20 protein-coding genes and 1 riboswitch are annotated in these 22,871 nt (G+C 59.9%); of the genes, 7 read left to right on the top strand and 13 right to left on the bottom strand.

The genetic code is table 11. From position 1 onward, the window contains the following. Positions 1 to 246: 246 nt before the first annotated feature. Complete coding sequence (locus ACK3EW_RS14625; RefSeq protein WP_493806775.1) at positions 247 to 909, top strand: dimethylsulfonioproprionate lyase family protein; 663 nt, start codon at positions 247 to 249, stop codon at positions 907 to 909. 10 nt (positions 910 to 919) lie between these two features. Here the strand turns inward: ACK3EW_RS14625 and fabA are convergent, their stop codons facing one another. Beyond that, entirely contained in the window at positions 920 to 1,429 is a 510-nt protein-coding gene (fabA, locus tag ACK3EW_RS14630; protein WP_493806776.1) for a bifunctional 3-hydroxydecanoyl-ACP dehydratase/trans-2-decenoyl-ACP isomerase, read from the bottom strand. 173 nt (positions 1,430 to 1,602) lie between these two features. On the opposite strand from fabA, the gene irrA reads away from it, so the two are divergent. From irrA to ACK3EW_RS14645, 3 genes are all read left to right on the top strand, one after another. Further along, on the top strand, positions 1,603 to 2,019 hold the full coding sequence (gene irrA, locus ACK3EW_RS14635) for an iron response transcriptional regulator IrrA (protein ID WP_439119293.1): 417 nt from the start codon (positions 1,603 to 1,605) through the stop codon (positions 2,017 to 2,019). A 324-nt stretch (positions 2,020 to 2,343) separates the two neighbouring features. Beyond that, positions 2,344 to 6,051, top strand: a complete 3,708-nt coding sequence (locus ACK3EW_RS14640) for a PA14 domain-containing protein (protein ID WP_493806777.1) — start codon at positions 2,344 to 2,346, stop codon at positions 6,049 to 6,051. A 218-nt stretch (positions 6,052 to 6,269) separates the two neighbouring features. Beyond that, positions 6,270 to 6,463: riboswitch (cobalamin riboswitch) on the top strand. A 101-nt stretch (positions 6,464 to 6,564) separates the two neighbouring features. Further along, the gene (locus ACK3EW_RS14645) at positions 6,565 to 6,867 is read left to right on the top strand and encodes a hypothetical protein (RefSeq protein WP_439119295.1); all 303 of its coding nucleotides are present in this window, start codon (positions 6,565 to 6,567) and stop codon (positions 6,865 to 6,867) included. Here ACK3EW_RS14645 and ACK3EW_RS14650 read toward each other — a convergent pair. The 12 genes from ACK3EW_RS14650 to ACK3EW_RS14705 all read right to left on the bottom strand — a co-directional run bounded on the left by ACK3EW_RS14650 (position 6,862) and on the right by ACK3EW_RS14705 (position 18,427). Then, positions 6,862 to 7,521 carry a transaldolase family protein gene (locus ACK3EW_RS14650; protein ID WP_493806778.1) on the bottom strand — a complete coding sequence of 220 codons (660 nt, stop codon included), beginning with the start codon at positions 7,519 to 7,521 and terminating at the stop codon, positions 6,862 to 6,864. The genes ACK3EW_RS14645 and ACK3EW_RS14650 overlap by 6 nt on opposite strands. Before the next feature lie 4 nt (positions 7,522 to 7,525). Next, on the bottom strand, positions 7,526 to 8,479 hold the full coding sequence (locus tag ACK3EW_RS14655) for a carbohydrate kinase family protein (protein WP_493806779.1): 954 nt from the start codon (positions 8,477 to 8,479) through the stop codon (positions 7,526 to 7,528). Between the two features lie 22 nt (positions 8,480 to 8,501). Then, positions 8,502 to 9,224: a proteasome-type protease gene (locus ACK3EW_RS14660; RefSeq protein WP_493809739.1), complete on the bottom strand. Its 723-nt coding sequence runs from the start codon at positions 9,222 to 9,224 to the stop codon at positions 8,502 to 8,504. 30 nt (positions 9,225 to 9,254) lie between these two features. Beyond that, positions 9,255 to 10,052, bottom strand: a complete 798-nt coding sequence (locus tag ACK3EW_RS14665) for a transglutaminase family protein (RefSeq protein WP_493806780.1) — start codon at positions 10,050 to 10,052, stop codon at positions 9,255 to 9,257. 21 nt (positions 10,053 to 10,073) lie between these two features. Then, complete coding sequence (locus ACK3EW_RS14670) at positions 10,074 to 11,015, bottom strand: alpha-E domain-containing protein (RefSeq protein WP_493806781.1); 942 nt, start codon at positions 11,013 to 11,015, stop codon at positions 10,074 to 10,076. A 4-nt stretch (positions 11,016 to 11,019) separates the two neighbouring features. Then, the gene (locus ACK3EW_RS14675; RefSeq protein WP_493806782.1) at positions 11,020 to 12,444 is read right to left on the bottom strand and encodes a circularly permuted type 2 ATP-grasp protein; all 1,425 of its coding nucleotides are present in this window, start codon (positions 12,442 to 12,444) and stop codon (positions 11,020 to 11,022) included. A 227-nt stretch (positions 12,445 to 12,671) separates the two neighbouring features. Further along, positions 12,672 to 13,982, bottom strand: a complete 1,311-nt coding sequence (locus ACK3EW_RS14680) for a TRAP transporter large permease (RefSeq protein ID WP_493806783.1) — start codon at positions 13,980 to 13,982, stop codon at positions 12,672 to 12,674. After that, a complete protein-coding gene (locus tag ACK3EW_RS14685; RefSeq protein WP_439119302.1) occupies positions 13,982 to 14,488 on the bottom strand; it encodes a TRAP transporter small permease in 507 nt (168 codons plus the stop codon). Before ACK3EW_RS14685 ends, ACK3EW_RS14680 begins: the two co-directional genes overlap by 1 nt. Positions 14,489 to 14,543: 55 nt before the next feature. Then, entirely contained in the window at positions 14,544 to 15,557 is a 1,014-nt protein-coding gene (dctP, locus tag ACK3EW_RS14690) for a TRAP transporter substrate-binding protein DctP (protein ID WP_171046114.1), read from the bottom strand. 40 nt (positions 15,558 to 15,597) lie between these two features. Next, a complete protein-coding gene (leuD, locus tag ACK3EW_RS14695) occupies positions 15,598 to 16,245 on the bottom strand; it encodes a 3-isopropylmalate dehydratase small subunit (RefSeq protein ID WP_493806784.1) in 648 nt (215 codons plus the stop codon). Further along, positions 16,242 to 17,642 (bottom strand): 3-isopropylmalate dehydratase large subunit, encoded by a 1,401-nt coding sequence (leuC, locus tag ACK3EW_RS14700; RefSeq protein WP_493806785.1) that lies wholly within the window; start codon positions 17,640 to 17,642, stop codon positions 16,242 to 16,244. The genes leuD and leuC overlap by 4 nt, the downstream gene beginning before the upstream one ends. Beyond that, positions 17,639 to 18,427 (bottom strand): GntR family transcriptional regulator, encoded by a 789-nt coding sequence (locus ACK3EW_RS14705; RefSeq protein ID WP_493809740.1) that lies wholly within the window; start codon positions 18,425 to 18,427, stop codon positions 17,639 to 17,641. Before ACK3EW_RS14705 ends, leuC begins: the two co-directional genes overlap by 4 nt. Positions 18,428 to 18,563: 136 nt before the next feature. On the opposite strand from ACK3EW_RS14705, the gene ACK3EW_RS14710 reads away from it, so the two are divergent. Genes ACK3EW_RS14710 through ACK3EW_RS14720 form a run of 3 tightly spaced genes read left to right on the top strand, consistent with a single transcriptional unit; the run spans position 18,564 to position 22,869 of the window. Beyond that, positions 18,564 to 19,124 carry a tautomerase family protein gene (locus ACK3EW_RS14710; protein WP_493806786.1) on the top strand — a complete coding sequence of 187 codons (561 nt, stop codon included), beginning with the start codon at positions 18,564 to 18,566 and terminating at the stop codon, positions 19,122 to 19,124. Continuing rightward, positions 19,121 to 20,815, top strand: coding sequence for a hydantoinase B/oxoprolinase family protein (locus tag ACK3EW_RS14715; RefSeq protein ID WP_493806787.1), 1,695 nt, complete (start codon positions 19,121 to 19,123; stop codon positions 20,813 to 20,815). Before ACK3EW_RS14710 ends, ACK3EW_RS14715 begins: the two co-directional genes overlap by 4 nt. Next, entirely contained in the window at positions 20,812 to 22,869 is a 2,058-nt protein-coding gene (locus ACK3EW_RS14720; RefSeq protein ID WP_493806788.1) for a hydantoinase/oxoprolinase family protein, read from the top strand. Before ACK3EW_RS14715 ends, ACK3EW_RS14720 begins: the two co-directional genes overlap by 4 nt. Positions 22,870 to 22,871 lie beyond the last annotated feature (2 nt).

The following is a 22,871-nucleotide window of genomic DNA, read 5'->3' on the forward strand; positions in this document are numbered from 1 at the left end:
TGTGTAGGAGAAGGTGGGGGGAAGGAGCAAGCAGATTGGACGCAACTGGGCGATCCTGAATATCGAGGAACATGCTGACAGTGTATGCCTTTATACGCAGCACTCCGGCGCGGATCGGGGACAAATCGCGAAAGTGCCTGCGATATTCTGGCCCGATGCCCCGTTTACAGTGCTCTGACGCCTTGCGCCTCGCCCTGGGAATCACGACACAGCATGCACCCGACACCCGTCAGACAGGGATGAGACATGACAGAACACCCCCGCCTTCAGGACCGTCCCGACTGGCTGTATCTCTTGCGTGACTATTACGAACTCTATCGACGCTTGTCTGCAGGCGGCAGCGCCAAGATCCGCAGCCACCAGAAAACCGTCCGCGATGGCATCAGCCGGGTCATCAAGGCGAATGCCGAAGTGCAGGAACACGCACCTTTGGATAAACCGGTGACAGCGCATTGGCGGCGTGCGCTGGACAATGGCCGGATGGAGCGGCACGCACCCTTTATCCGGGCTCTGGAAAGCATACAGGGGCATCTGGTCTGGCAGTACGGCTACGAAAAAGTGCCCCGCGGCTTGGAACGGAAATACGCCTATGCCGAACTGGTCGGCCCTACAGGACCAGTGATCACCGACGAGGTGATCCTTGGTCTCGTTCTATTCGCGCCGGGATGCACCTATCCCGCGCATGCACACGACGGGATTTCCGAAAGCTACATCTGCCTGTCAGGCGCTGTGTCCGAGAACGATCAGGGTGTTTATGCGCCGGGATCGCTGATCTTCAATCCACCTGAACAGCGCCACCGCATCACCGTCGCGGAGCAAAACCCGGCGCTCTTGTGCTACGCGTGGACAGGTGCACGGGAAAAATTGGCGAACCAGAAAATGGTGTTCAGCCGGGGACCAAGGAAATGAACCTGATAGCTTAGCTCTCGGACAGAGCGACTTTCATATCCTTGACCTGATAGATGACTTCACCGTCGGCCTCGACACGGCCGTCGGCAACCCCCATGGTCAGACGGCGCGTCTGGATGGCCTTGGTGAAGTCGACGTAATAGGTCAGCATCTTGCGATCCGGGCGAACCATACCGGTCAGCTTGACCTCACCTACACCCAGCGCATAGCCGCGCCCTTGCCAGCCCCGCCAACCAAGGTTGAAGCCGGTCAATTGCCACAGGCCATCCAACCCCAAGCACCCCGGCATGATCGGGTTGCCCGGAAAGTGACAATCAAAAAACCAAAGGTCAGGGGTGATGTCGAACTCAGCCACGACATGGCCTTTGCCATGCGCCCCGCCATCGCCCGAGATATCTGTGATCCGGTCCATCATCAGCATGGGTGGCTCGGGAAGCTGCGCATTGCCCGGCCCGAAAAGCTCTCCGCGCGCGCATTTCAAAAGATCGTCACGGTCGAAGCTGCGAGGAAATTCGGTCATGTTCGACAAGGCTCCCGGATTGATTGGCGAAATCCCGCTCCCTCTATCACCCAGGCCGATGCGCGTGCAAGCCCACCACTCGACGCGGCATGAGACAAGTTGTTGCAAGAAATTTATTTGAACTGCGAGCCATTCGCACCCTATATACTTAAGTGACAAGGAGCAGAGCCGGTATGTCTTCACGATCCATCGACCGCGGAACCGATTGGCTGTCCAAAGGCGGCGTGCGCCCGACGCGGCAGCGCGTGGCCCTCGCATCTCTGCTTGTTGGGGATGGTAAGAACCGCCACGTCACCGCCGAAAGCCTGTTCGCGGCCGCGCAGGATACCGGCGAACAAGTGTCGCTGGCCACAGTGTACAACACGTTGCGCGCCTTCTGCGATGCAGGGCTGATGCAGGAAGTGACAGTCGACGGCGCGCGCAGCTATTTCGATACCAACACTCACGATCATCCGCATTTCTACTGGGAAGACGAAGGTCGTTTGACAGACGCACCTGCGGACGAGCTCGAAATCGCCCGTATCCCAGGTCCACCAGAAGGTGCAGAGATTTCCAGCGTCAACGTGGTGATCAAACTTCGCCGAACCTGACAAAGGCCGTGGCTCGTATTGCCATGGCATAAGCTGTCATCAGCGACCAAAGATGAGATCACATTGGCCGCATTTGATGTAGGCCGCAGAATAGATCAAATTCTCTTCATTTCCCCAAGTCCCCACTTTGTTGCCGCAAAGCTGCGTCGACAAGGGTAATCCCCTTGTTTCAAAGCTCGTTCCAAATGCGGTGCACTCGAAATACCGCGCTGGAACAGGTCCGCAGACAGTCCGGATTTTCAGTAAATTCGCTCTTTAACACCCCGTTCACTCCTCATTCCGCATCACCCGTTGTGGGGGCGTTTTGAATGAGGGGTGTGGGGTATGGAACCCTTGACCGATGTATTTGGAACGCAGACGTCTGCGGCGGGACTTTCTTTTGGATTGCGGGGGGTTGTTGACTGGAGTGTTCAGCAACCGTTTCTGGATGTGTTCAAGACGGCACGGCCGTGGTTGGGGCACAGCGAGAACCAGTGGGGGGCCTATGGCTCGGAGGATCTTGGGGCGATGGGGGTGCTGGATGCCAATGGCTGGATCACCGATCTGCCGTCGGGTGTCGACCGGGTCGAGACCTTCATTCTGACCGAGATGCCGGTCGAGGCGCAGTATACGGCGGGCAGCTACCGACTGAGCTATGACGGCGCAGGCGAGCTCCATGTGCACGGCGCCGAGATCATATCGCAGGCCAATGGCGAGATCTGGTTCAACTACACGCCCACCGGCGAAGGCATGGTCACCATTTCGATCACCGGGACCGACCCGCAGAACACCGGCAACTACCTGCGCAATATCGAGGTGGTCAAACAGGAATACATCCCCGCCTTCGAGGCCGGCGCGCTGTTCAACCCGCTCTGGCTCGACATGATCAACGACGCGCAAGGGCTGCGCTTCATGGATTGGCAGGAAACCAACAATTCCCAAATCCAAAGCTGGTCCGACCGCCCCACCGTGGGCACCTACAGCTATGCCGAAGGTGTGCCCCTTGAGGTGATGGTGGCGCTGGCCAATGCCACTGGCACCGAGCCGTGGTTCAACATGCCGTGGAACGCCGACGAGGCCTATATCCGCAACTTCGCCACCTATGTGCGTGACAATCTCGACCCCGATCTGCGGGCCCATATCGAGATGTCCAACGAGGTGTGGAACTGGATGTTCGAACAGGCCCGCGAAGCCTCTGCCGATGCGCAGGAGCGCTTCGGCCAGGACCTTGGCGATGGCTGGATGCAGGAATACGGCGCCCGTGCCGCCGAGATGGCCCGTGTGCTGGACAGCGTTTATGCCGGGTCCGAGGACCAGTTGGTCAAGGTCATCGCCACCCATACCGGCTGGCCGGGGCTGGAGGAATCGATCCTGCAGGCCCCCAACTGGCAGGCGCTCAGCCCGGCCAATACCGCGCCCTATCTTTCCTTCGACACCTACGCCATCACCGGCTATTTCAGCGGCGGTCTCGGCACCGATGCCAAAGCGCCTCTGGTGCTCGACTGGATTGCCCAGAGTGAGGCGCAGGCCCGTCAGGATGCCGCGGCCCTCGGGCTGAGCGGTTCTGCCGCCAATGCTTATTTTGCCGAGCACCGCTTCGATCAGGCGGTGGCCCTTGCCGTGCGCGAACTGCGCGACGGCTCCGTCACCGGGGATGCCGAGGATTCCCTGGTCAGCCTGTTCGAGTTGTTCGCCTATCACAAATCCGTCGCTGATGCGCACGGTCTCGATCTGGTGATGTACGAGGGTGGCACCCATGTGGCCGGCAGCGGCCAGTGGATCAACAATGACCTGCTCACCGAGTTCTTCACCCACCTGAACTACTCCGACGGCATGGGCCAGCTCTACACCGAGCTGCTTGCCGGGTGGGAAGCAGCCGGTGGCACGCTCTTCAATGCCTTCGTCGATGTCTCCGAGCCCAGCCAGTGGGGCAGCTGGGGATCGCTGCGCCATCTGCAGGACAGCACCGCACGTCATGATGCGGTGGTGGAGTTTATGGAAAGCCACCCCGCTCCGGCCACGATGAAGGACGGAATTGTCGGCAACGCCACGTTCGACTTCGGCCCCGTGCCGGAGCCCACCCCGCAGGACGAGGACGACACACCGGTCGTCACCCCCCAGCCGCGTCCCGAACCCCAACCGCAACCGCAGCCGGAGCCCACACCCGAGCTGACGCCAGAAGAGCTGGTCCAGGTTGGCTTCAATGTCGACTTCTACGCTGTAGAAGAGGGCACAGAGCGGCTGAGCCAGATCAATTTCGAGACCCCCATCCACAGCATGGTTGTGAACAGCATCAACGAGACTGATGAGGATGGATCGTTCTGGGATGGAGGCCCGGCGGATTTCTTTGCCGGTCGCTACACAGGTGTTCTCAACGTCCAGGAAGCGGGTGTCTATACTTTTGCAACCCTGTCCGATGACGGCACCATTCTTTATGTGAATGGTCAAAGTGTCGTCGATAATGACGGGCTGCATGCCGAGGTCCTCATGCAGAACGAGATCTACCTTGAGGCGGGTCAGCACGATATCCGGCTTGATTACTTCGAGCATGAAGGCGGGGCGTCTGTGACATTGGGCTATGGTGGTCCAGACACGGGCGGCGAGTTGGTCATCATGGACGGGACCGTCGTCACCCCACTGCCGCGCCCCGAATCCCAACCGCAGCCGAGGCCGGAGCCCACACCCGAGCCGACGCCTGAACAGCCGGTCCAGGGTGGCTTCAATGTCGACTTCTACGCTGTGGAAGAGGGCACAGAGCGGCTGAGCCAGATCAATTTCGAGACCCCCATCCACAGCATGGTTGTGAACAGCATCAACGAGACTGATGACGATGGATCGTTCTGGGATGGTGGCCCGGCGGATTTCTTTGCCGGTCGCTACACAGGTGTTCTCAACGTCCAGGAAGCGGGTGTCTATACTTTTGCAACCCTGTCCGATGACGGAACCATTCTTTATGTGAATGGTCAAAGTGTCGTCGATAATGACGGGCTGCATGCCGAGGTCCTCATGCAGAACGAGGTCTACCTTGAGGCGGGTCAGCACGATATCCAGCTTGATTACTTCGAGCATGAAGGCGGGGCGTCTGTGACATTGGGCTATGGTGGTCCAGACACGGGCGGCGAGTTGGTCATCATGGACGGGACCGTCGTCACCCCACTGCCACGTCCGCAACCGCAACCGCAGACCAACCTCGCGCCTGCGGCGGCTTTCACCGAGCGCGCGGGCGACACAGCTCAGAGCGCCAGCCGGGTCGAGCAGGACGAAGCTGCCTCGGAGATCGAACTGAGCGGATCGCAGTCGAGCTACACGCTGCGGATCGCCGATGACACCATCGTCATCGAAGACCGTCGTGCGGGTGGCGAGGCGCCGCGCGTTCTGAGTTCGGAAGATCGCGTCGATTTCACCGAGACCCTTCCGGTCTTCGGCGAAGCCGGGATCGACCTTGATCTCTTCGACGGGATGGCGCGTCTGACCGACGACGCGATGGGCACGCTGACCGAGCTTTATATCGCCTATTTCAACCGGGCGCCCGATGCGGTTGGGCTGTTCTTCTGGGGCAACCAGCTTGCTGATGGCATGAGCCTGCGCGAGATCGCCGGGTATTTCTTCGACCAACCTGAAACCCGCGCGCTTTATGGCGATGTGGCGGACCTGTCGGAATTCGTCTCGACCGTCTATCAGAACGTGCTGGGGCGCGCGCCCGATGCGTCGGGTCTCGAGTTCTGGCTTGATCTGCTGGAAAGCAATGCTGCGGTAACGCCGTCGACCTTCATCATGGAGATCCTTGCCGGAGCCAAGGCTGCAACCGGCAGCGCCGCCGATGCCGCCTATCTTGAGAACAAGGTCGCTTTGGGCAGCCATTTTGCCATTACGCGCGGCATGTCCGATGTGGAGGAAGCCCGCATGGTGATGTCCGAGTTCGACGGATCCCAGATCAGCCTTGAGGAGGGTCTTGCCCGCAGCGATGCTTTCTACGAAGAAGCGCTTTCCGCCACGAATGGCGACTTCCTCATCCAACTTGTCGGCTTTGCCGATGCGCCCTTCGCGATGTGATCCACGATGGAAGATGGTGTGAACCCAAAGGCAGGCGCCCAGCCACAGTGGCAGGTAGAAGACAGACATTCGAAAAGCCTTTTGCAACGACTTGAACCGTGTCGCCCAAGTGCTGCCCGGTTTTGGCACCGTTGTCTTAACAAGCCGTGAGCAACCGTACGATCTGCGTCGAATTGGACGCATTGGCACAATGCCAATTGAATGGAATCGCCGCTTCTGTGACAGTAGATAGCGATGGTGGGCAGTGTTCGAAGCGCTGCCCGAATAGGGAATACGGTGCAATTCCGTGACTGCCCCCGCAACTGTGAGCGGTGAGTGCTTCGCGCAAAACCACTGGGCCGACTGGTCTGGGAAGGTGCGAGCTTCACGATGACCCGCGAGTCAGGAGACCTGCCATCACATGTGAACTGAACCCGGGCGGGGTGCACCGGAGGTCGATATGGCTTGCGCCGCTGTGGTGCGGTACATGAATACGACCTCTGTGCGACCCGTTCCTGCGCGGAGGGCGCTGATATGTCGATCGAACGAACCCTGACCCAGTTACAGGTCAATCCTCGCACAGCCGAACGTGCGCGGGAGATTGGGCAATTGGGCTATATGCAATGGCTTGGCGGGCTGCCTGCCAAAGCCTGTTACCTGACCGAGGCCACCTGCGCCTATATGGCAGCAGCACCGTTTCGGGACACCGATCCGGCGGTTGCGGAATTCTGCAAGCTGTTGAAGGCGTCTTTGGATGCTCCGCTTACGCCTCTTGATCTTGCGCTGCCCAAACCACGCCGGCGCGGCGGTGCGAAGGAGCGGCGGCTGTCACTATGACTTTAGGCCAGAGGCGGCGGCTTCGAACGCGGCCGCTGCCTCTTGAGTCATGGGATCACTGAACAAACTGCGGGCAAGGTCTGGGGAAAGGGTGAAACAATCCAGCCCCCGGGCGGCAAGCGCCACCATTTGATCGGCGGTCCGCAGCGATGCCACAAGGATGCGCGGCTTGCCACCAGAGATGGCTTGCATGTTCGAGAGGTGATTCAAGGCTGGCAATCCCGCCTCGTCCATGCGCCCAAAATAGGGGGCCACGAAATCGGCATCTAATGCCTTGGCCACGATCACCTGTTTGGGGTCGTAGACGGCAGTGAGCAGGATTGGGCCACCGAGTGCCTTGATTGACGGGACAGCGCGCAAGGCATCCGGTGTCATCGGGATTTTGACGACCGTGCGCAGACTGGCCGCTGCGCCGGCATCGTAGAGTTTTTTGGCCCAGTCGACATAGGTCTCGACCGGGCCAAACACCTGACCATGCAGTTCCTGTGCACCCAGGTCATGCGCGCGCTTTGCCATCTCGATCCAGTTGATCGCCGGGTACTCCAACCCCGCGCGCTGCGCCAGAAGCGGGTTGGTGGTAATGCCCCGAAAGAGGCCCGTCGGCATGAGTTCTGTCCATGCCGCGCGGTCCGCCGTGTCGAGATAGAGGTCCAAAATATCAGCCGACCGCGGCCATAGCGGTGTCGAGCTCTGACAACGTCGGAGGATTGCACCCCGCGCGGCTGCAATTTATGGCGGCTGCCATACCTGCACGGCGGATCAGGGCTTCGACCTGCGCAGCGTCAAGACCGTCAAGTGCAGCAGGTGCCAGCACGTCGGTCCGAGCCAAACCGGCCAACAGGGTTGCCATGAACGTGTCACCTGCGCCCACGGTGTCGACAAGTCCGGGCACAGGCGGTGCGGGAATGTTCACCGTGTTGTCGCCGCGCATGGCAATTGCGCCGTCGGGGCCTTTGGTCATGACCACCAGTGACGCCGATGTCTGGCTGCGCACATGCGCTAAGGCAGCATCTTGCGGCATATCCGGGCAAAGACCTTCGAGGTCTTCGTCACTGAGCTTCAGGACATGCGCGGCCTGCATCATGCGGAAGATTCGCGCGCGGTAGGCGTCGATATCGGTGATCACCGACAGGCGGACATTCGGATCAAGCGACACAAGTGTCCCCGACGTATAGGCTATTTTGCAGGTCTCTTCCCAAGCGTCGGCATCTGCGCCATCGGTCAACGCCAGTGACCCGGTGTGCAAAACGGTTGTTCCCGCTGGCATTGCAGCGGCCAGTGAAGCAGCGGTGACGCTGCGTTCAGCTGTTCCATCGCGTTCAAAGATATAGGACGGGATGCCCTTGGTGACGGTCACGCGGGCAATGGTCGTCGGTGCATCGACGCGCCCGCCAGCAAGCGCCACCCCGGATGCGACCAGCGTGTCGGCCAGTGTGTCGCCCCATGTGTCGGTCGAGATCGGCGTCAGGTAGTGCACATCCGCCTGTTGCCGCCCAAGTGCCATTGCGACATTGAAGGGCGATCCACCGGCCAGGGCAGAGATCTCGCCATCGCGGGTGACGTGATCAATGAGGTTTTCACCACCGACGCAGATAACGGGGCTTGCAGACATGACAGGACTTTCGGCTATTCGTTCAGGTTGTGTTCAAATGCACGTCGGGCAACGTATCAAGTGCTTGCTTAAGGGCATTGCCCCATTGAGTCGAGATCGCCTGAAACTCGGCATTGTCCACCTCGACACGACCCACGTGCTTTTTCTCGAGGCTGTCGGTCGTGTAGCAGAAGTAATCGAGCGGTGCGCCGACCGACAAATTCGCTTTGAGCGTGGAGTCAAAACTCACCAGCAGCAGCTTCAAGGCCTCTGCGAAACTGAGATCGGGATCGTAGGCGCGGACAAGAATGGGGCGCCCATATTTGATCTCACCAATCTGGAAAAAGGGCGTGTCGTCCCCCGCCTCGATGAAGTTTCCCTGCGGATAGATGAGGAACAGGCGCGGCGGACTACCTGCGATCTGTCCACCAAGAATCAGGGTCGCATCGAACGCGCTATCAGCGCGTTGACCGCCTTCTCGCAGCCCCTTGATGACTTCGCGCAGCGTATCACCCACCATACATGCGGCTTGGAACATTGACGGCGCTTTCATCAGCGACGGCGTCCGGTCTTCGGGCAGTTTACTGCGTTCGTCCAAAAGGCTGACGACTGCCTGGGTGGTCGCCAAGTTGCCGGCGGACATCAGCGTCAGCACCCGCTCACCCGGTTCTTCCCAAATTGTCATCTTCTTGAAGGTTGAAATATTGTCTAACCCGGCATTGGTGCGGGTGTCCGACATGAAGACCAAGCCGCTGCTCAGCATCATTCCAACGCAATATGTCACTTGGTTGTGCCTTTACTGCTGAACCACTTGGATGCTGACCTGCAGTTCTTCGTTGATTCCACCAATCCGGGTACCAGATATCGGTGCTGCTTCGGAATAGTCCAGTCCTGTCGCAACGCGCACGTAGCGTGTGTCGGGCGAAACTCCATTCGACACATCGAACCCGACCCACCCGAGACCTTCGACATGCACCTCGGCCCAAGCATGCATCGCGTCTTGTGTCGTGGTTTCGTTCAACATGAGATAGCCGCTTGCATATCGCGCGGGCAGTTTCATCGCCCGTGCACACGCGATCATGATGTGGGTGTGGTCCTGACAAACGCCTTGCCCTGCTTCAATTGCGTCTTCGGCGCTCCAATCAGGGGCGGATGAACCCAGCGTATACGGCACCTGAGTGCGGATGCGTTCAGACAGATCATGCAGCTCGGGGATACCCGGTTGAGCATCCATCCCTTTGATAAACGCCCGTGTGCCCGGTCCGACTTCGGTACGCGGGGTCGTCATGGCATAGAGCCATAGCGGCGTCATTCCATGATGCGCACCAAGAATGCCTGCGTTTTCAGTAATCTCTACAGCCCCTGAACTCGACACCGACAATTCGGTGACGTTCGGGTCAAAGCTGATCAACTCAGTCGTGTTGTGGTGGTGATCTTCGAATGAGACTTCCTTGCGACCGCCAACAATGTCGATCTCCCACGAAATGACTGACTGGTTGTACGACGATTTCGGCGTCTTGCGCAGCTGCTGCAATCCGTAAACGACTGGCGTTTCGAATCGATACACCGTGGTGTGTTCGATCTTCAGGCGCATGCAGACTGGTCTTGCTGAAGCCTAGGCATAAAAACGGAAATCCTGTTCGATTTGGCGCGAAATCATCGAAAGCTCTTGAAGCGTTTTCTGAAGAAATTCGTGCAATCCATAATCGAGGATATCATCAATGCTCTTGGACAACAGCCCGTTTCGCAGCATTCCGACCTTTTCGCGCGACGCGGCTCCAGCATTTTCCTCGGTCGCCAGATAATCCAGGTTGTCGCACAGTTTACTTACGCAGAACGCAAGCGAGCGCGGCATCCTTTTGTCGAGAATCAGGAAATCTGCGATTTCACGGGGGCCGCCGCCGGCTCCGTATTCCATGCGGAACCCGCCCCGCGCCGAGACCGACCGCAGGATTGATTCCCACTGCACATTGTCGATGGACGTACCCACAGATCGCGCTGAAGGCAGAAGGACATAGTATTTAACATCCAAGATGCGCGCTGTGTTGTCTGCCCGTTCGAGGAATGTGCCAAGTCGCGCGAAATCGTAAATGTCATTGCGCAGCATCGTGCCATGCGTGACGCCGCGCACCAAGGCTGCGTGATGCCGGATCAGGCGAAGCACACTCGGCAGATCACGTTCCGACACCTTTCGCGACAACGCCTTTTTCAACGCCATATAAGCCGAGTTTACGGCTTCCCAGACTTCGCCAGTGATGGCGGTGCGGACCAGCCGCGCGTTTTGCCGCGCGGCGTTGACGCTCGAGACCACCGACGACGAATTGTCCTTGCTGCGCAGCATCCAGTCGACAGCCAGATCGCGTGAGATCTCGTCATGCGTGGCATTGAATCCCTCAAGGCAATCGGCGGACTGCAACACAGACAGCCATTCCTCGTCGGTCTGGTTCAATCGCGTCAAAGCGATGCGCTGGCCTGTTTCGATCAGACGTGCGGTGTTTTCGGCCCTCTCCATGTAGCGATACATCCAGAAGAGGCCATTGGCGGTTTTTCCCAACATGGCGCTATTCCTCCAGAACCCAGGTGTCCTTTGTGCCCCCACCTTGTGATGAGTTCACGACCAGTGACCCTTTCTTGAGCGCCACCCGTGTCAAACCGCCGGGCGTGATCTTGATCCCATCTGGGCTGACAAGCACGTATGGCCGCAGATCCACATGGCGCGGCGTCAACCCGGCTTTTGCAAAGATCGGAACGGTGGACAGGCTGAGCGTCGGCTGGGCGATATAGTTCTTGGGTCGCGCCTTGAGCTTTTTGCGGAAGGCGGCAATGTCTTTTTTGGTGGCAGTCGGACCAATCAGCATGCCGTAGCCACCCGACCCATGCACTTCTTTCACGACAAGGTCTTCCAGATTGTCCAGCACATAGGCGAGCGACTCTGGCTCTGAACAGCGCCATGTCGGGACGTTTTGAAGCAAAGGCCGTTCGCCAGTGTAGAACTCCACGATTTCCGACATGTAGGAATAGATAGCCTTGTCGTCGGAAATGCCTGTACCAGGCGCATTGGCGATGGTGATACCGCCCGCCCGGTAGACATCCATGATGCCCGGCACGCCTAATTGGCTGTCCGGGTTGAAGTTCAGCGGGTCGAGGAAGTCATCGTCGACCCGACGGTAAAGCACGTCGATGGGCTTGTATCCGTGGGTGGTGCGCATGGCGACACGCCCGTCGATCACCCGAAGATCATGTCCTTCAACAAGCTCGACACCCATCTGGTCAGCAAGGAATGCATGTTCGAAATAGGCCGAGTTGTAGATCCCCGGCGTCAACACCGCGACCGTGGGATCGGATTGCGACATGCTGGGCGCGCACGCCGCTAGCGACCGGCGCAGGTCGATCGGGTATTGCTGCACGGGTTGCACCCGGTTCTTGGAGAAAAGCTCCGGGAACATCTGCAACATCGTTTCCCGATTTTCGAGCATATAGCTCACCCCCGAAGGGGTGCGCGCATTGTCTTCCAAAACGTAAAATTCGCCCGGCCCGGTGCAAACAAGGTCGATGCCGACAATATGGGTATACACGCCGCCTGGCACATCGACGCCGATCATCTTGGGTTGGAAAGCTTCGTTCTGGGATATCATCTCACGCGGGATGCGCCCGGCTTTCAGGATTTCCTGCGTGTGATAAATGTCATGAAGAAACGCGTTGATCGCGCGCACACGCTGTTCGATGCCTCGAGACAGCTTGGCCCATTCCGACCCAGAAATGATCCTGGGAATGATATCGAAGGGGATCAGGCGTTCTTCCGCCTCAGAGCGCCCGTAAACGTTGAAGGTGATCCCGGTCAGACGGAAAAGTTCTTCCGCCTCACGGTTCTTGGCCCTAAGACGCTTTGGGTCTTCCTTATCGAACCAGTCAAAAAAATTCTGATAAGGGGCGCGGATTTGCGCATCACGACCCATCATTTCATCGAAGACAGAGTGTTCAGACATAGCGCAAGCTTGCGCAGCAACGTGGCGAAGTGCAAGGCGATCACGCATGCAGCGGGCGGGTGGGCCCCAGAATCTTTGCTTAATGCTTAAAAATAAGGCGTCATTTATCCTTTGGGATTATGAGGTTCCCACTTCAGACGCGCCGATCACCTCAGGATAGAGTAAATTATGTGCGCTTCTTGCGAGGCTGTTCCGGCGCCAGCCGAGCAGACGAGACTAAGGCAGCCTTATCCAAGACCGGGCAACCACGTCGCCAGCGGCGGAAACAGGATCAAAAGTGCGACAACCAGCAACGAACAGAGGATGAACGGAAACGCGGCCCGATAAATCTCGCGCATGGTTGTATTCGGCGGTGCAACGCCTTTCATCACGAACAAAAGCAGGCCAAAGGGCGGTGTTGTAAAGCTGATTTCCAATGCGAGCAGCATGATCAGGCCAAACCAGATCGGGTCGAACCCAAGCGTTGCCGCCAGAGGAAAGAAGATCGGGACGGTCAGAAGCATGATCGAAATCTGCTCCATGAACATACCCAAGACCAGCAGCACGCCGAACATCACCAAAAGCATCAGTGTCGGGTCCAGATCAAACCCCGTGGCCCAGTTGATGAGTCCGCGCGATGCCCCAGAGAAGGCCAAGAGCTGGCTGAACGTCGCCGAGCCGAAGACAATCAGGTAGGCCATAAGTGTCACGCGCAGCGCACCACGGACGGATTTCTTGACCGAGTCCCATGTCAGACAACGGTAGAACGCGGCAAGGATCAACACGCCCAGCGCGCCGAATGCTGCAGCTTCGGACGGGGTAACGATACCATTGATCATCATGATAACGATGGCGACCATCAGACCGATCATTGGGACCACGTCGCGCATCAGGATGCCGATCTTTTCGCCCGCCGTCATCGGCTCCACATCATAGGCTGGTGCGGCGTCCGGGTCGATCCGGGTCTGGATATAGATCGTGGCGACATAGAACCCGGCGAGGATCAGTCCGGGGATCACACCCGCAATCAGCAGCGCACCCACGTCGATCTTAGCCAAGGTCGCCAGAAGTACCGCAAGCGCCGAGGGCGGGATGATGATCGCCAATCCACCCGTTCCAAGGATCGGACCGATGGACATGTGGCTCTTGTAGCCACGCCGGTTCATCTCGGGCACCATGAGCGAGCCCAAGAGCGCGGTTGATCCCATCGAAGACCCCGACAGGGTCGAAAAGCCGGTGCCGCCCAAAACGGTCACATAGCTCAGACGCCCCGGCAGCCGACCCAACAGCTTGTCGATGGCCGAAAACATGCGGCTTCCCAGCCCAGTCTGGAAGAATATCTCACCCATCAGCAGGAACAGCGGAATCGGCACCAGCGCAAAAATCGTCAGCGCGCCCCACCCGTTGTTCAGCAGCGCGACCACCCCACGGTCGCCACCCATGAACACCCAGGCGCCGATGATATTGGCGGCAAGGAAAGCCAGCGCGACGGGCATGCCGATCGCCATGAGGAGCATGATGCTGCCGACCAGCAAACCCAAGGCTTCGAACCATTCCATTATTCGTGAATCCCCGCTTCACCCGAGTGCATCAATTCAGACCCGAACACGAACCGCGAGAACTCGATAGCCATCACCGAAAAGGCGATGGGAAACGTCACGGTCAAAAGCCAGCGGGGATAGTAATAGGCGCGGACATCGTAGTTGTTGCGCTCGATATTGGTCAGGAAAAGCTGCAGCCCGTACCACGCAAGGATGATACAGACGAGCACGCACAGCGCAGCCACCAAGCGGCTCACGAAACGCCGCAAGGTGGGCGGCAGCGCGGCAGTGACCAGTTCGATATGCACATGGCCCTTTTCACGCACAAGCCACGGTGCGCCAAGCATGGTCATGTACAGAATGCCGTATTCGGCTGAGGTAAACAGCCACGCGAAGGGTTGCAGACCCAGATTGCGCATCACGACGGACAGGACCACAGACACCATCAGCCAGACCAAGGTCACGGCTGCGATGAAAGCCATCGTGTAAAGCAGGGCGTCATAGACGCGGATCACGGCGCGCATGGGGAGTTCCGTTCGCTGAAAGGTGGGCCGGGACACATGCCCCGGCCCGTTGGTCTTAGTTGTCCGCGGCCGGATCGTAGAACTTGGCGATCAGGTCGTCATAGCTCGCAACCGACTGCGGCTCTGCTTCCATCAACTCTTTCATCCGCGCCCACGTGGTTTCGCGCGCGGCGGCAAGGTAGTTGGCTTTCGCCTCACCTTCGAGTTCGACCACCTTCATGCCAGCAGCATCAAGCGCAGCGAAATCTTCGTCCCGCTTGGTGCGCAGCGCGTTCACGCTGTCGATCTCGTGCTGGATTGCTGTGTCCTGAAGGATGGTCTTGGCTTCATCGCTTAGACCGTCCCATGTTTCCTGGTTCACGATCACCCCAAGGTCGGTCGAGAAGAAGCAGGGTTCAATCCGGTAGTTCAGGAACTCGTTCCACTTGAGGTCGATGAGGCCGATCTGGGTCCAGCCGGTTGCGTCCACTACACCGTTCTGCAGCGCGGAATACACCTCACCCGTCGGCAGGTCGATCACCTGAGCCTGAAGGTAGTTGGTGAAAAACGCGTTATAAACGGCGTTGCCGCGCAGGCGCAGACCGTCCACTTCGAGGTTGCCATCCGCGTCAAACGACGGCTCGTCACGGGTCCAGAGATTGTAGCATACACCGCTGTCGAACCAGCCCAGATACTTGAGACCCATGCGTTCCTGATGGATTTGGTCGATCAGCTCGATTCCGCCGTTTTCACGGGTCTCGACCGCCGTCAGGTTCGACGCGACCAGCGCGTCTTTCTCGGGCAGCGCGCCGCCGTAGAACGATCCGGGCGTGTAGACCATGTCCACGATCCCGTCGCGCACGGCGTCAGGCTGCTGGAACATGCCGATGGCTTCCGGGCCACCGCGCACTTCGATCTGGATCACGCCTTCACCCGCCGCGTTCACCTTGTCCACGAAGGACAAAAAGCTTTGCGTGTAGATCAGCGTCTCGGGAAACGCGTGGACCGCCGTGATGGTCTCTTGCGCCTGGGCCACTGTGCCCAGCATGACGCCACCGGCGACGCAGCCTTTCAAAAGGTTCATGTTCATAGATAGTTCCTCCTACACCCTTCGGCCATCATGGCCTGTGTTACTGCGAGACGGTGTCCCGCCCCGCGCTCCTGAAGTCGTTCTGTTGGACTGGTATGGCCCACGGCATCCGCTGCACGTGCTGCGCCCGGAATGCCGCGATGGCTTGTTTATGGTTCTGGGTCAGGTCGATATCGTCCCACCCGTTGATAAGTTTCTGCTGCCAGACATCGTCTAGCGTGAACTCAAGCGTGGTGTTGCCCAGCCGAATTGTCTTGTCGGTCAGGTCAACCGTCACCTCTGTTGCGCCGCCTTCCAGTGCCGCGATTGCCGCGTTAGCCTCTGGCTCCGACACGCGCGCGGGCAGAAGGCCGTTGTTTACCGAATTGCTGGCAAAGATATCGCCAAAGCTGGGCGCGATCACGACGCGGATGCCGAAATCGACGAGCGCATAAACCGCCGCCTCGCGCGACGATCCGCTGCCGAAATTCCGGCGCGATATCACGATGCTGGCGTTCGGGGCAGCGTTCAGCGGGAAGTCGGGCACAGGTGTGCCATTGCTGTCTATGCGCATGTCGTGCAGCAGGAAATCGCCATAGCCTGCAGACCGGGGCGTCGACATGAACCGCGCCGGGATCAACTGGTCAGTGTCCACGTTCTCGCGGTCCAGCGCGACGGCCAGCCCGGTATGTGCGCTCCATCCGCTCATGCGACCTCCCGCTCTTCCAGAAGTTCGCGCACGTCAGTCAAATGCCCTGTCACAGCCGCAGCCGCGACCATTGCAGGTGACATCAAATGCGTCCGCGACCCGCGACCCTGACGACCCCGGAAGTTGCGATTGGTGGTCGAAGCACAGCGCTTGCCCGGCTCCACATGATCGCCGTTCATCGCGACGCACATCGAACAGCCCGATCCGACCCAATCAAGACCCGCTTCGGTAAAGATACGGTCAAGTCCTTCGGCCTCTGCCTGTGCCTTTATCAGTTGCGATCCCGGCGACACGATCCCCGGAACCTTGGCCCGCCGACCTGCCAGAACTGCCGCTGCCGCGCGCAGATCTTCGATGCGTGCATTGGTGCAGGATCCGATGAACACTTGATCCACGACAATCTCGGTCAGCGCGCGACCGGCGGTCAGGCCCATGTAGTCCAGCGCATTACGCGCGCGCTCTGCGGCGCTACCGGTCATGCGGGCGGGGTCAGGCACGGTGGCTGTCACAGGCAAGGCATCTTCGGGCGTCGTCCCCCATGTCACGATGGGCGCGATCTCGGAGGCATCCAATGTCACGCTGGCTTCAAATTCGGCGTCTGCATCGGATGGCAGCGACGACCACACCTCAACCGCGCGGTCCCAATCCTCCGCGTTCGGTGCAAACGGTCGCCCTTTGACATAAGCAAATGTGGTCTCGTCTGGTGCGACCATCCCGAACCGCCCACCGCCCTCAATGGACAGGTTGCACAATGTCATACGCCCTTCCATCGACAACGATCGGACCGCAGGCCCGGTATATTCAATGGCATGTCCGCGCGCGCCATCTGCTCCAAGTTTGGCGATCCAAGCGAGCGCGAGATCCTTGGCACCCACACCCGGCCCAAGCGCACCAGTCACATCAATGCGCATCGCCTTGGGCTTCTTCTGCCAAACCGTCTGCGTCGCCAGCACATGCGCCACTTCGGTCGCGCCGATACCAAAAGCCAAGGCACCGAAGGCACCGTGGGTCGAGGTATGGCTGTCCCCACAATTGATCAGCAGCCCCGGCAGGGTCAGCCCTTGTTCTGGCCCGATCACATGCACGATGCCCTTACGCGGGTCGTCAAGGCCGAAACAGGGGATACCGTGTTTCGCTGTATTCGCCTCGAGCGTCGCAATCATCCGGGCAATCGCGTCAGTCGCGGGACCGCCGCGCGTCGGCGCGTAGTGATCCGCCACACCAAAGGTCAGACCGGGTTCAGCCACGGGCACCCCGCGCTCTGCGATCTTTGCGAACGCGTGGTGCGACCCTTCGTGAACCAGATGGCGATCCACCCACAACAGGCTTGTCCCGTCTTCGCGGCGCAGGATTTCGTGCGCATCCCACAGCTTGTCTAGAAGACGACGACCGGTCATCTGGAGCCTCCTCCGATCACCGGTTCCCAGTGCCGCGATTCACCAGCGCCGACACGGGCAAGGCTCATTTCAAGCCGGAACAGATCGGGTCGGTAGAGGGCTGACAAATGCTCAACCCCCTGTCCGTTTGCATCCCGCACGACCCGCTGCACGAACAAGAGTGGCGATCCGACCGACACCTCCAAGGCGTCAGCGACATCGGGCGTCGCCAAGGCCGCGGTCACGGTCTGATGCGCGCTTTCCACGCTCACGCCGCTGCGCTCTAGCAAACGGAACAACGGCTGCGTCGCCAGATCAGCCTCGTCATAGCTGACGGCTATGTCTTTTGGCACATAGGTTGTGAGGTGCGAAAACGGCTGACCACCAGACGACCGTACTCGCACGGCCTTTTGCACATCCGCGCCTTCGGGAATGCCCAACGCGTCGGCCACCGCCACAGGCGCGTTGTCATAGGAAAAGGACAACAGCCGCGCCGTTGTTGTTCGGTCCATTTCAACCAGATGCGGGATCAGCGTTGCGAAATCAGCAGACATGCGTTGGCCAGTCTGCTCTTGCGCCCGCACGACCGACCCGGCGCCTATCTTTTTCTCGATCCAGCCATCGGCGGCTAGTGCCTCCAACGCGCGCCGGATCGTGATGCGAGAGACATCGAACTGTTCGGCAAGCTTATGCTCTCCAGGCAGGCGCGCGCCGTCCTTAAAAACGCCATTTGATATTTCGTCGCGCAGCAACAGGTAAACCCGACGGGCCTTACCGCCTTCTGGAAGTCCGGAATGCGCGTTTATCGACACGATAGCGCGGCTCCTGTTGGTTGGCGATCCCCGTGGTCAGTTGAAAGATCCAACGAAGATTCTTCATTTGTTGGTCTTTCAATATACCAAAACCTGTTATATGAAAAGTGCAGATTTTGGGGAGGGTCATATGCCAATCGTCGAAGCGCACGTCCTTGAAGGATACAGCCCTACCGAGAAATCCCGCCTTACCTCGGCCCTCACAGACGCGATTCGATTTGTCGTTCCGGCTCCCGATGAGGCGATCACAGTGATGCTGCACGAATACCCGTCTGAGGCATATGCCCGTGGCGGCCAGCACCGCAAACCGGCCCTGGCGCTACCGGATCCCGCCCAGATCGTGCGCGATTATCTTGCCGCGATGGAAGCCCGCGATCTGGATGCCGCGCAGGATATTCTGGGCGACGGATTCCAGATGGTGTTCCCCGCGACCCAGCCGATGACGCAGCTTTCGGAACTGATCGAATGGTCCAAGGGTCGCTATCGGTACGTGAAAAAGACTTATGACGGATTCGACGCGATGCACAGCGGCGGCGTCGCCGTCGTTTATGCGCGCGGCACGCTTTACGGCGAATGGATGGATGGCACTTCGTTTGACGGCATCCGCTTTATCGACCGTTTCGAAATCACCGGAGGCAAGATCGTGCGACAGGACGTCTGGAACGACATGGCAGAGGTGCGCGCGAAATGAGTGCGGCGATTGACCCGATCACTCTGGCTGTTCTTGCTGGCCGGATGGAACAAATCGCCGACGAGATGGATGCGACCCTGTTCCGCGCGGCCTTCAACCCGATCATTGCAGAAGCGCATGACGCGTCGCACGGGTTCTACCACGCGGGCACCGGCGACACGCTGGTGCAGGGCAAATCCGGCCTGCCGATCTTTGTCGGCGTCATGGCCTTTGCCGTCAAAGCGGTGATCGACAAGGCGGCAGAGGCCGGTGATCTGGCGGACGGTGACATCTACATTTTCAACGACGCGCACATGGGCGGCACGCACCTGTCCGACATGCGGCTGGTACGCCCCTATTTCCGGGACGGCGAACTGTTCTGCTACCTTGCCAGCGTCGGCCACTGGCACGATGTGGGTGGCGCGGTGCCGGGCAACTACAACCCCTCTGCCACCGAAGCCTTTCAAGAGGCGTTCATCCTACCGCCGGTCAAACTGGCCCGCGCAGGTGTGATCCAGCAGGACATCATCGACATTCTTCTGCGCAACACCCGCCTCCCACAATCGGCGATGGGCGATCTAAACGGCCAGTTGGGTGCCTTGGATCTGGGTGTGAAGCGGCTTGACGAATTGCTGGACGAGTACGGAGCCGAGACAGTTTCAGCCGCACTTGATGCGTTGGGCGACCGGGCCGAGACGCTTATGCGATCTGAGCTGTCCAGTCTGCCAGATGGGCGCTGGGAAGCGGTGGATTACCTCGACAATGACGGGATCACCGATGTTGCCCTGCCGATCAAAGTGGCGCTTGAGATCAAGGGCGACCGGATGGTTCTTGATTTCGAGGGCACCGCACCGGTCACTGCTGGCCCTGTGAACATCGCCTACCCGACCGCCGTGGCCACCGCCTATGTGGCGATCAAGCACATCTTCCCCGACCTGCCCGCCAACGCAGGCGTGATGCGCCCTATTGACGTCCGCGTGCCGGATGGGTCGCTGCTCTCTGCCGAATTCCCGGCCCCTGTGGGCGGTTATACCGAAACCATCCTGCGCATGATCGACGTGATCTTCAGCGCCGCGTCACAAGCCGCGCCCGAGCGCGTCGTCGCCAACGCCTATGGCACGATCAACGCGCTTTCCATCGCTGGGAAGCGAGCGAATGGTCAGCGCTGGGTGATGTTCAGCTTCTATGGCGGTGGACATGGCGGCAGCAGCGAGTCGGACGGCCTCAACCACGGCAACGCGCCGATCTCTACCGCGACGATCCCGCCGATGGAGATCCTTGAGGCGGCTTACCCCGTAATGTTCCGCCAATGGGCGCTCCGCCCTGACAGTGCGGGCGCGGGTGCCCATCGCGGCGGATTGGGCGCGACCTATGAGATCGAAGTGCTGGAGGAAAACGCCGAGGCGTTCCTCTTTGGCGAACGCGGTCGGTTCGCGCCGCAGGGTGTGCAAGGCGGCGGCACTGGGGCGATGAACGTGTTTCACTATGAACAGGCGGATGGTTGGAAGACCCCGCCTCTGGCGTCGAAGATGCTCGGAATCAAGCTGACCAAGGGACAGGCCGTGCGCCTCGACACCCCCGGTGGTGGCGGCTACGGGCCTGCGACCAGCCGCGATGCACAGGCCGTCGCGCGGGATGTGGCGCTGGGATACCTGACGCCGGACAAAGCGACCGATCTTTACGGCCCCGCATGGAAAGAGGTCGCAGCATGACCAAGATGATCGGCGTCGATGTCGGCGGCACCTTTACCGATGTATTCGTTCTGGACGAGGCCACCGGCACTGCAGAGGTGGCCAAGGTGCCCACCACCCGGCCCGACCAGTCGGGCGGCTTTCTCGACGGGATCGGCCAGCAGGTAGACGACCTCTCTACCGTCGCGGCGGTTGTGCATGGCACCACCGCCGGAACCAATGCTCTGCTCGAGCGCAAAGGCGCAAAGATCGGCGTGATCACCACTCACGGACTCCGCGACGTTCTGGAAATGCGCCGCCGCGACAGGCCCCGCACCTGGGGCCTGCGCGGCGATTTCGAGCCTGTTGTGCCGCGCAATCTGCGCCTCGAAGTGCCGGAACGGACGCTGGCCGATGGCACGATCCGCACGCCCGTCGATCTGGACGAGGTCAGGGCCGCCGCCCAACAGTTGGTCGACGAAGGCTGTCTTGCCGTCGCGATCCTTTTCGCCAACGCCTATGCCAATGCCGAGAACGAGGCCAAGGCTGTCGAGGTGGTCCGCGCCATGTGGCCCAATGATCATGTGAGCTGTTCGTCAGAAATCCTGCCGGAAATCCGCGAGTTCGAGCGCTTTTCGACCACCGCGCTGAACGCCTATCTGCAACCCGAAGTGTCAGGCTATATCAACCGTCTGGATCAGGCCCTGACCAAGGGCGGGTTCGGTGGCGAGTTCATGATCGTGCAGTCCAACGGCGGCGTCATGGGCACCGACACTGCCTGCCGCCTGCCGATCCGCACAGCTCTGTCTGGTCCCGCTGCTGGGGTAATCGCCGCGGGCCATATCGCGACGACAGCGGGTTTTGAGAACGTCATAACCGGTGACATGGGTGGCACCAGCTTTGACGTGGCGCTGATCGCCAAGGGGCAGTCCATGCTGTCGCCGCAGACCTCCATCGATTTCGGGATGGTGGTGCGCAACCCGATGATCGAGATCACGACGATTGGTGCCGGGGGCGGCTCCATCGCGTGGGTCGACAAGGGCGGTTTGCTGAACATCGGCCCGGAAAGCGCCGGATCGACCCCCGGCCCGGTGGCCTATGGTCAGGGAAATGACCGCCCCACTGTGACCGATGCCAATGTCGTGTTGGGCCGGATCGACCCCGACAACCCCATTGGCGGCAAGCTGGACCGGCTGGATGTGGACGCCGCCGCCCGTGCCATCGACATTCATGTCGGATCGAAGCTGGGCCTGAGCACGCTAGAAGCTGCCGAGGCGATCCTGCGTGTCGCCAATTCACGTATGGCAGGCGCGATCCGGCTGGTCAGCATCGAACGGGGGTTCGATCCCAAGCGGTTCGCTTTCATGCCCTTCGGCGGTGGTGGCGCACTGCACACCGGCGCGATCCTGAAAGAAGTCGGCATCGGCAGCGCGATTGTGCCGCGCTATCCGGGTGTGACCAGCGCGATGGGCTGTGTGATTGCCGACATGCGGCAGGACTTCGTGCAGACGATCAACTCGCTGACTGCGACGCTGGACACGGACGCGCTGCGCGAGGTGATGCAAAAGCATATCGACGGTGGCATGGCCCTTTTGGATGCCGCGCGGTCCCGGTTCGAGGCGCGTGATATCGTGGTCGAGCTCGACATGGCCTATGTCGGGCAAACCCACACAGTTGCCGTTCCCCTTCCGGTTACGGTTAAAGGCTCCACCGTCACAGCGCCAACAATTGCCGAGGTCGAAGCGGCCTTTGATGCTGCCTACCAAGCCACCTACGGGCGCTTGCTCAAGAACGGCACACGCCGGGTGATGAACCTGCGCACTGCGGTGATCGGGCGTCGCCCCAAGTTCGACCTCAAAACGCTGGCCCCAAAGGGCGGCACGGTCGAGGCAGCGCATACAGGAACCCGCAAGGTGCATTTCGGCAATGCGTGGTTCGAGACCACAATCTACAACCGTTTGTCCCTGCCCGTGGGTGCCGAAATCAAAGGCCCTGCGATCCTTGTGCAGCCGGACACCACCGTTCTGGTCGATCCCGGGCTGACCGCAACGGTCGATGCCTGCGGTAACACAATCATCACACGGGATGAGGACTGAGA

It is taken from the genome of Marivita sp. NO-S04, from assembly GCF_059070475.1.

Bases quoted from the DNA above. Each gene is read 5' to 3' on its own strand.
- ACK3EW_RS14625 (WP_493806775.1), top strand. From the start codon at position 247: ATGACAGAACACCCCCGCCTTCAGGACCGTCCCGACTGGCTGTATCTC.
- fabA (WP_493806776.1), bottom strand. From the start codon at position 1,429: ATGACCGAATTTCCTCGCAGCTTCGACCGTGACGATCTTTTGAAATGC.
- irrA (WP_439119293.1), top strand. From the start codon at position 1,603: ATGTCTTCACGATCCATCGACCGCGGAACCGATTGGCTGTCCAAAGGC.
- ACK3EW_RS14640 (WP_493806777.1), top strand. From the start codon at position 2,344: ATGGAACCCTTGACCGATGTATTTGGAACGCAGACGTCTGCGGCGGGA.
- ACK3EW_RS14645 (WP_439119295.1), top strand. From the start codon at position 6,565: ATGTCGATCGAACGAACCCTGACCCAGTTACAGGTCAATCCTCGCACA.
- ACK3EW_RS14655 (WP_493806779.1), bottom strand. From the start codon at position 8,479: ATGTCTGCAAGCCCCGTTATCTGCGTCGGTGGTGAAAACCTCATTGAT.
- ACK3EW_RS14660 (WP_493809739.1), bottom strand. From the start codon at position 9,224: ATGATGCTGAGCAGCGGCTTGGTCTTCATGTCGGACACCCGCACCAAT.
- ACK3EW_RS14665 (WP_493806780.1), bottom strand. From the start codon at position 10,052: ATGCGCCTGAAGATCGAACACACCACGGTGTATCGATTCGAAACGCCA.
- ACK3EW_RS14670 (WP_493806781.1), bottom strand. From the start codon at position 11,015: ATGTTGGGAAAAACCGCCAATGGCCTCTTCTGGATGTATCGCTACATG.
- ACK3EW_RS14675 (WP_493806782.1), bottom strand. From the start codon at position 12,444: ATGTCTGAACACTCTGTCTTCGATGAAATGATGGGTCGTGATGCGCAA.
- ACK3EW_RS14680 (WP_493806783.1), bottom strand. From the start codon at position 13,982: ATGGAATGGTTCGAAGCCTTGGGTTTGCTGGTCGGCAGCATCATGCTC.
- ACK3EW_RS14685 (WP_439119302.1), bottom strand. From the start codon at position 14,488: ATGCGCGCCGTGATCCGCGTCTATGACGCCCTGCTTTACACGATGGCT.
- dctP (WP_171046114.1), bottom strand. From the start codon at position 15,557: ATGAACATGAACCTTTTGAAAGGCTGCGTCGCCGGTGGCGTCATGCTG.
- leuD (WP_493806784.1), bottom strand. From the start codon at position 16,245: ATGAGCGGATGGAGCGCACATACCGGGCTGGCCGTCGCGCTGGACCGC.
- leuC (WP_493806785.1), bottom strand. From the start codon at position 17,642: ATGACCGGTCGTCGTCTTCTAGACAAGCTGTGGGATGCGCACGAAATC.
- ACK3EW_RS14710 (WP_493806786.1), top strand. From the start codon at position 18,564: ATGCCAATCGTCGAAGCGCACGTCCTTGAAGGATACAGCCCTACCGAG.
- ACK3EW_RS14715 (WP_493806787.1), top strand. From the start codon at position 19,121: ATGAGTGCGGCGATTGACCCGATCACTCTGGCTGTTCTTGCTGGCCGG.
- ACK3EW_RS14720 (WP_493806788.1), top strand. From the start codon at position 20,812: ATGACCAAGATGATCGGCGTCGATGTCGGCGGCACCTTTACCGATGTA.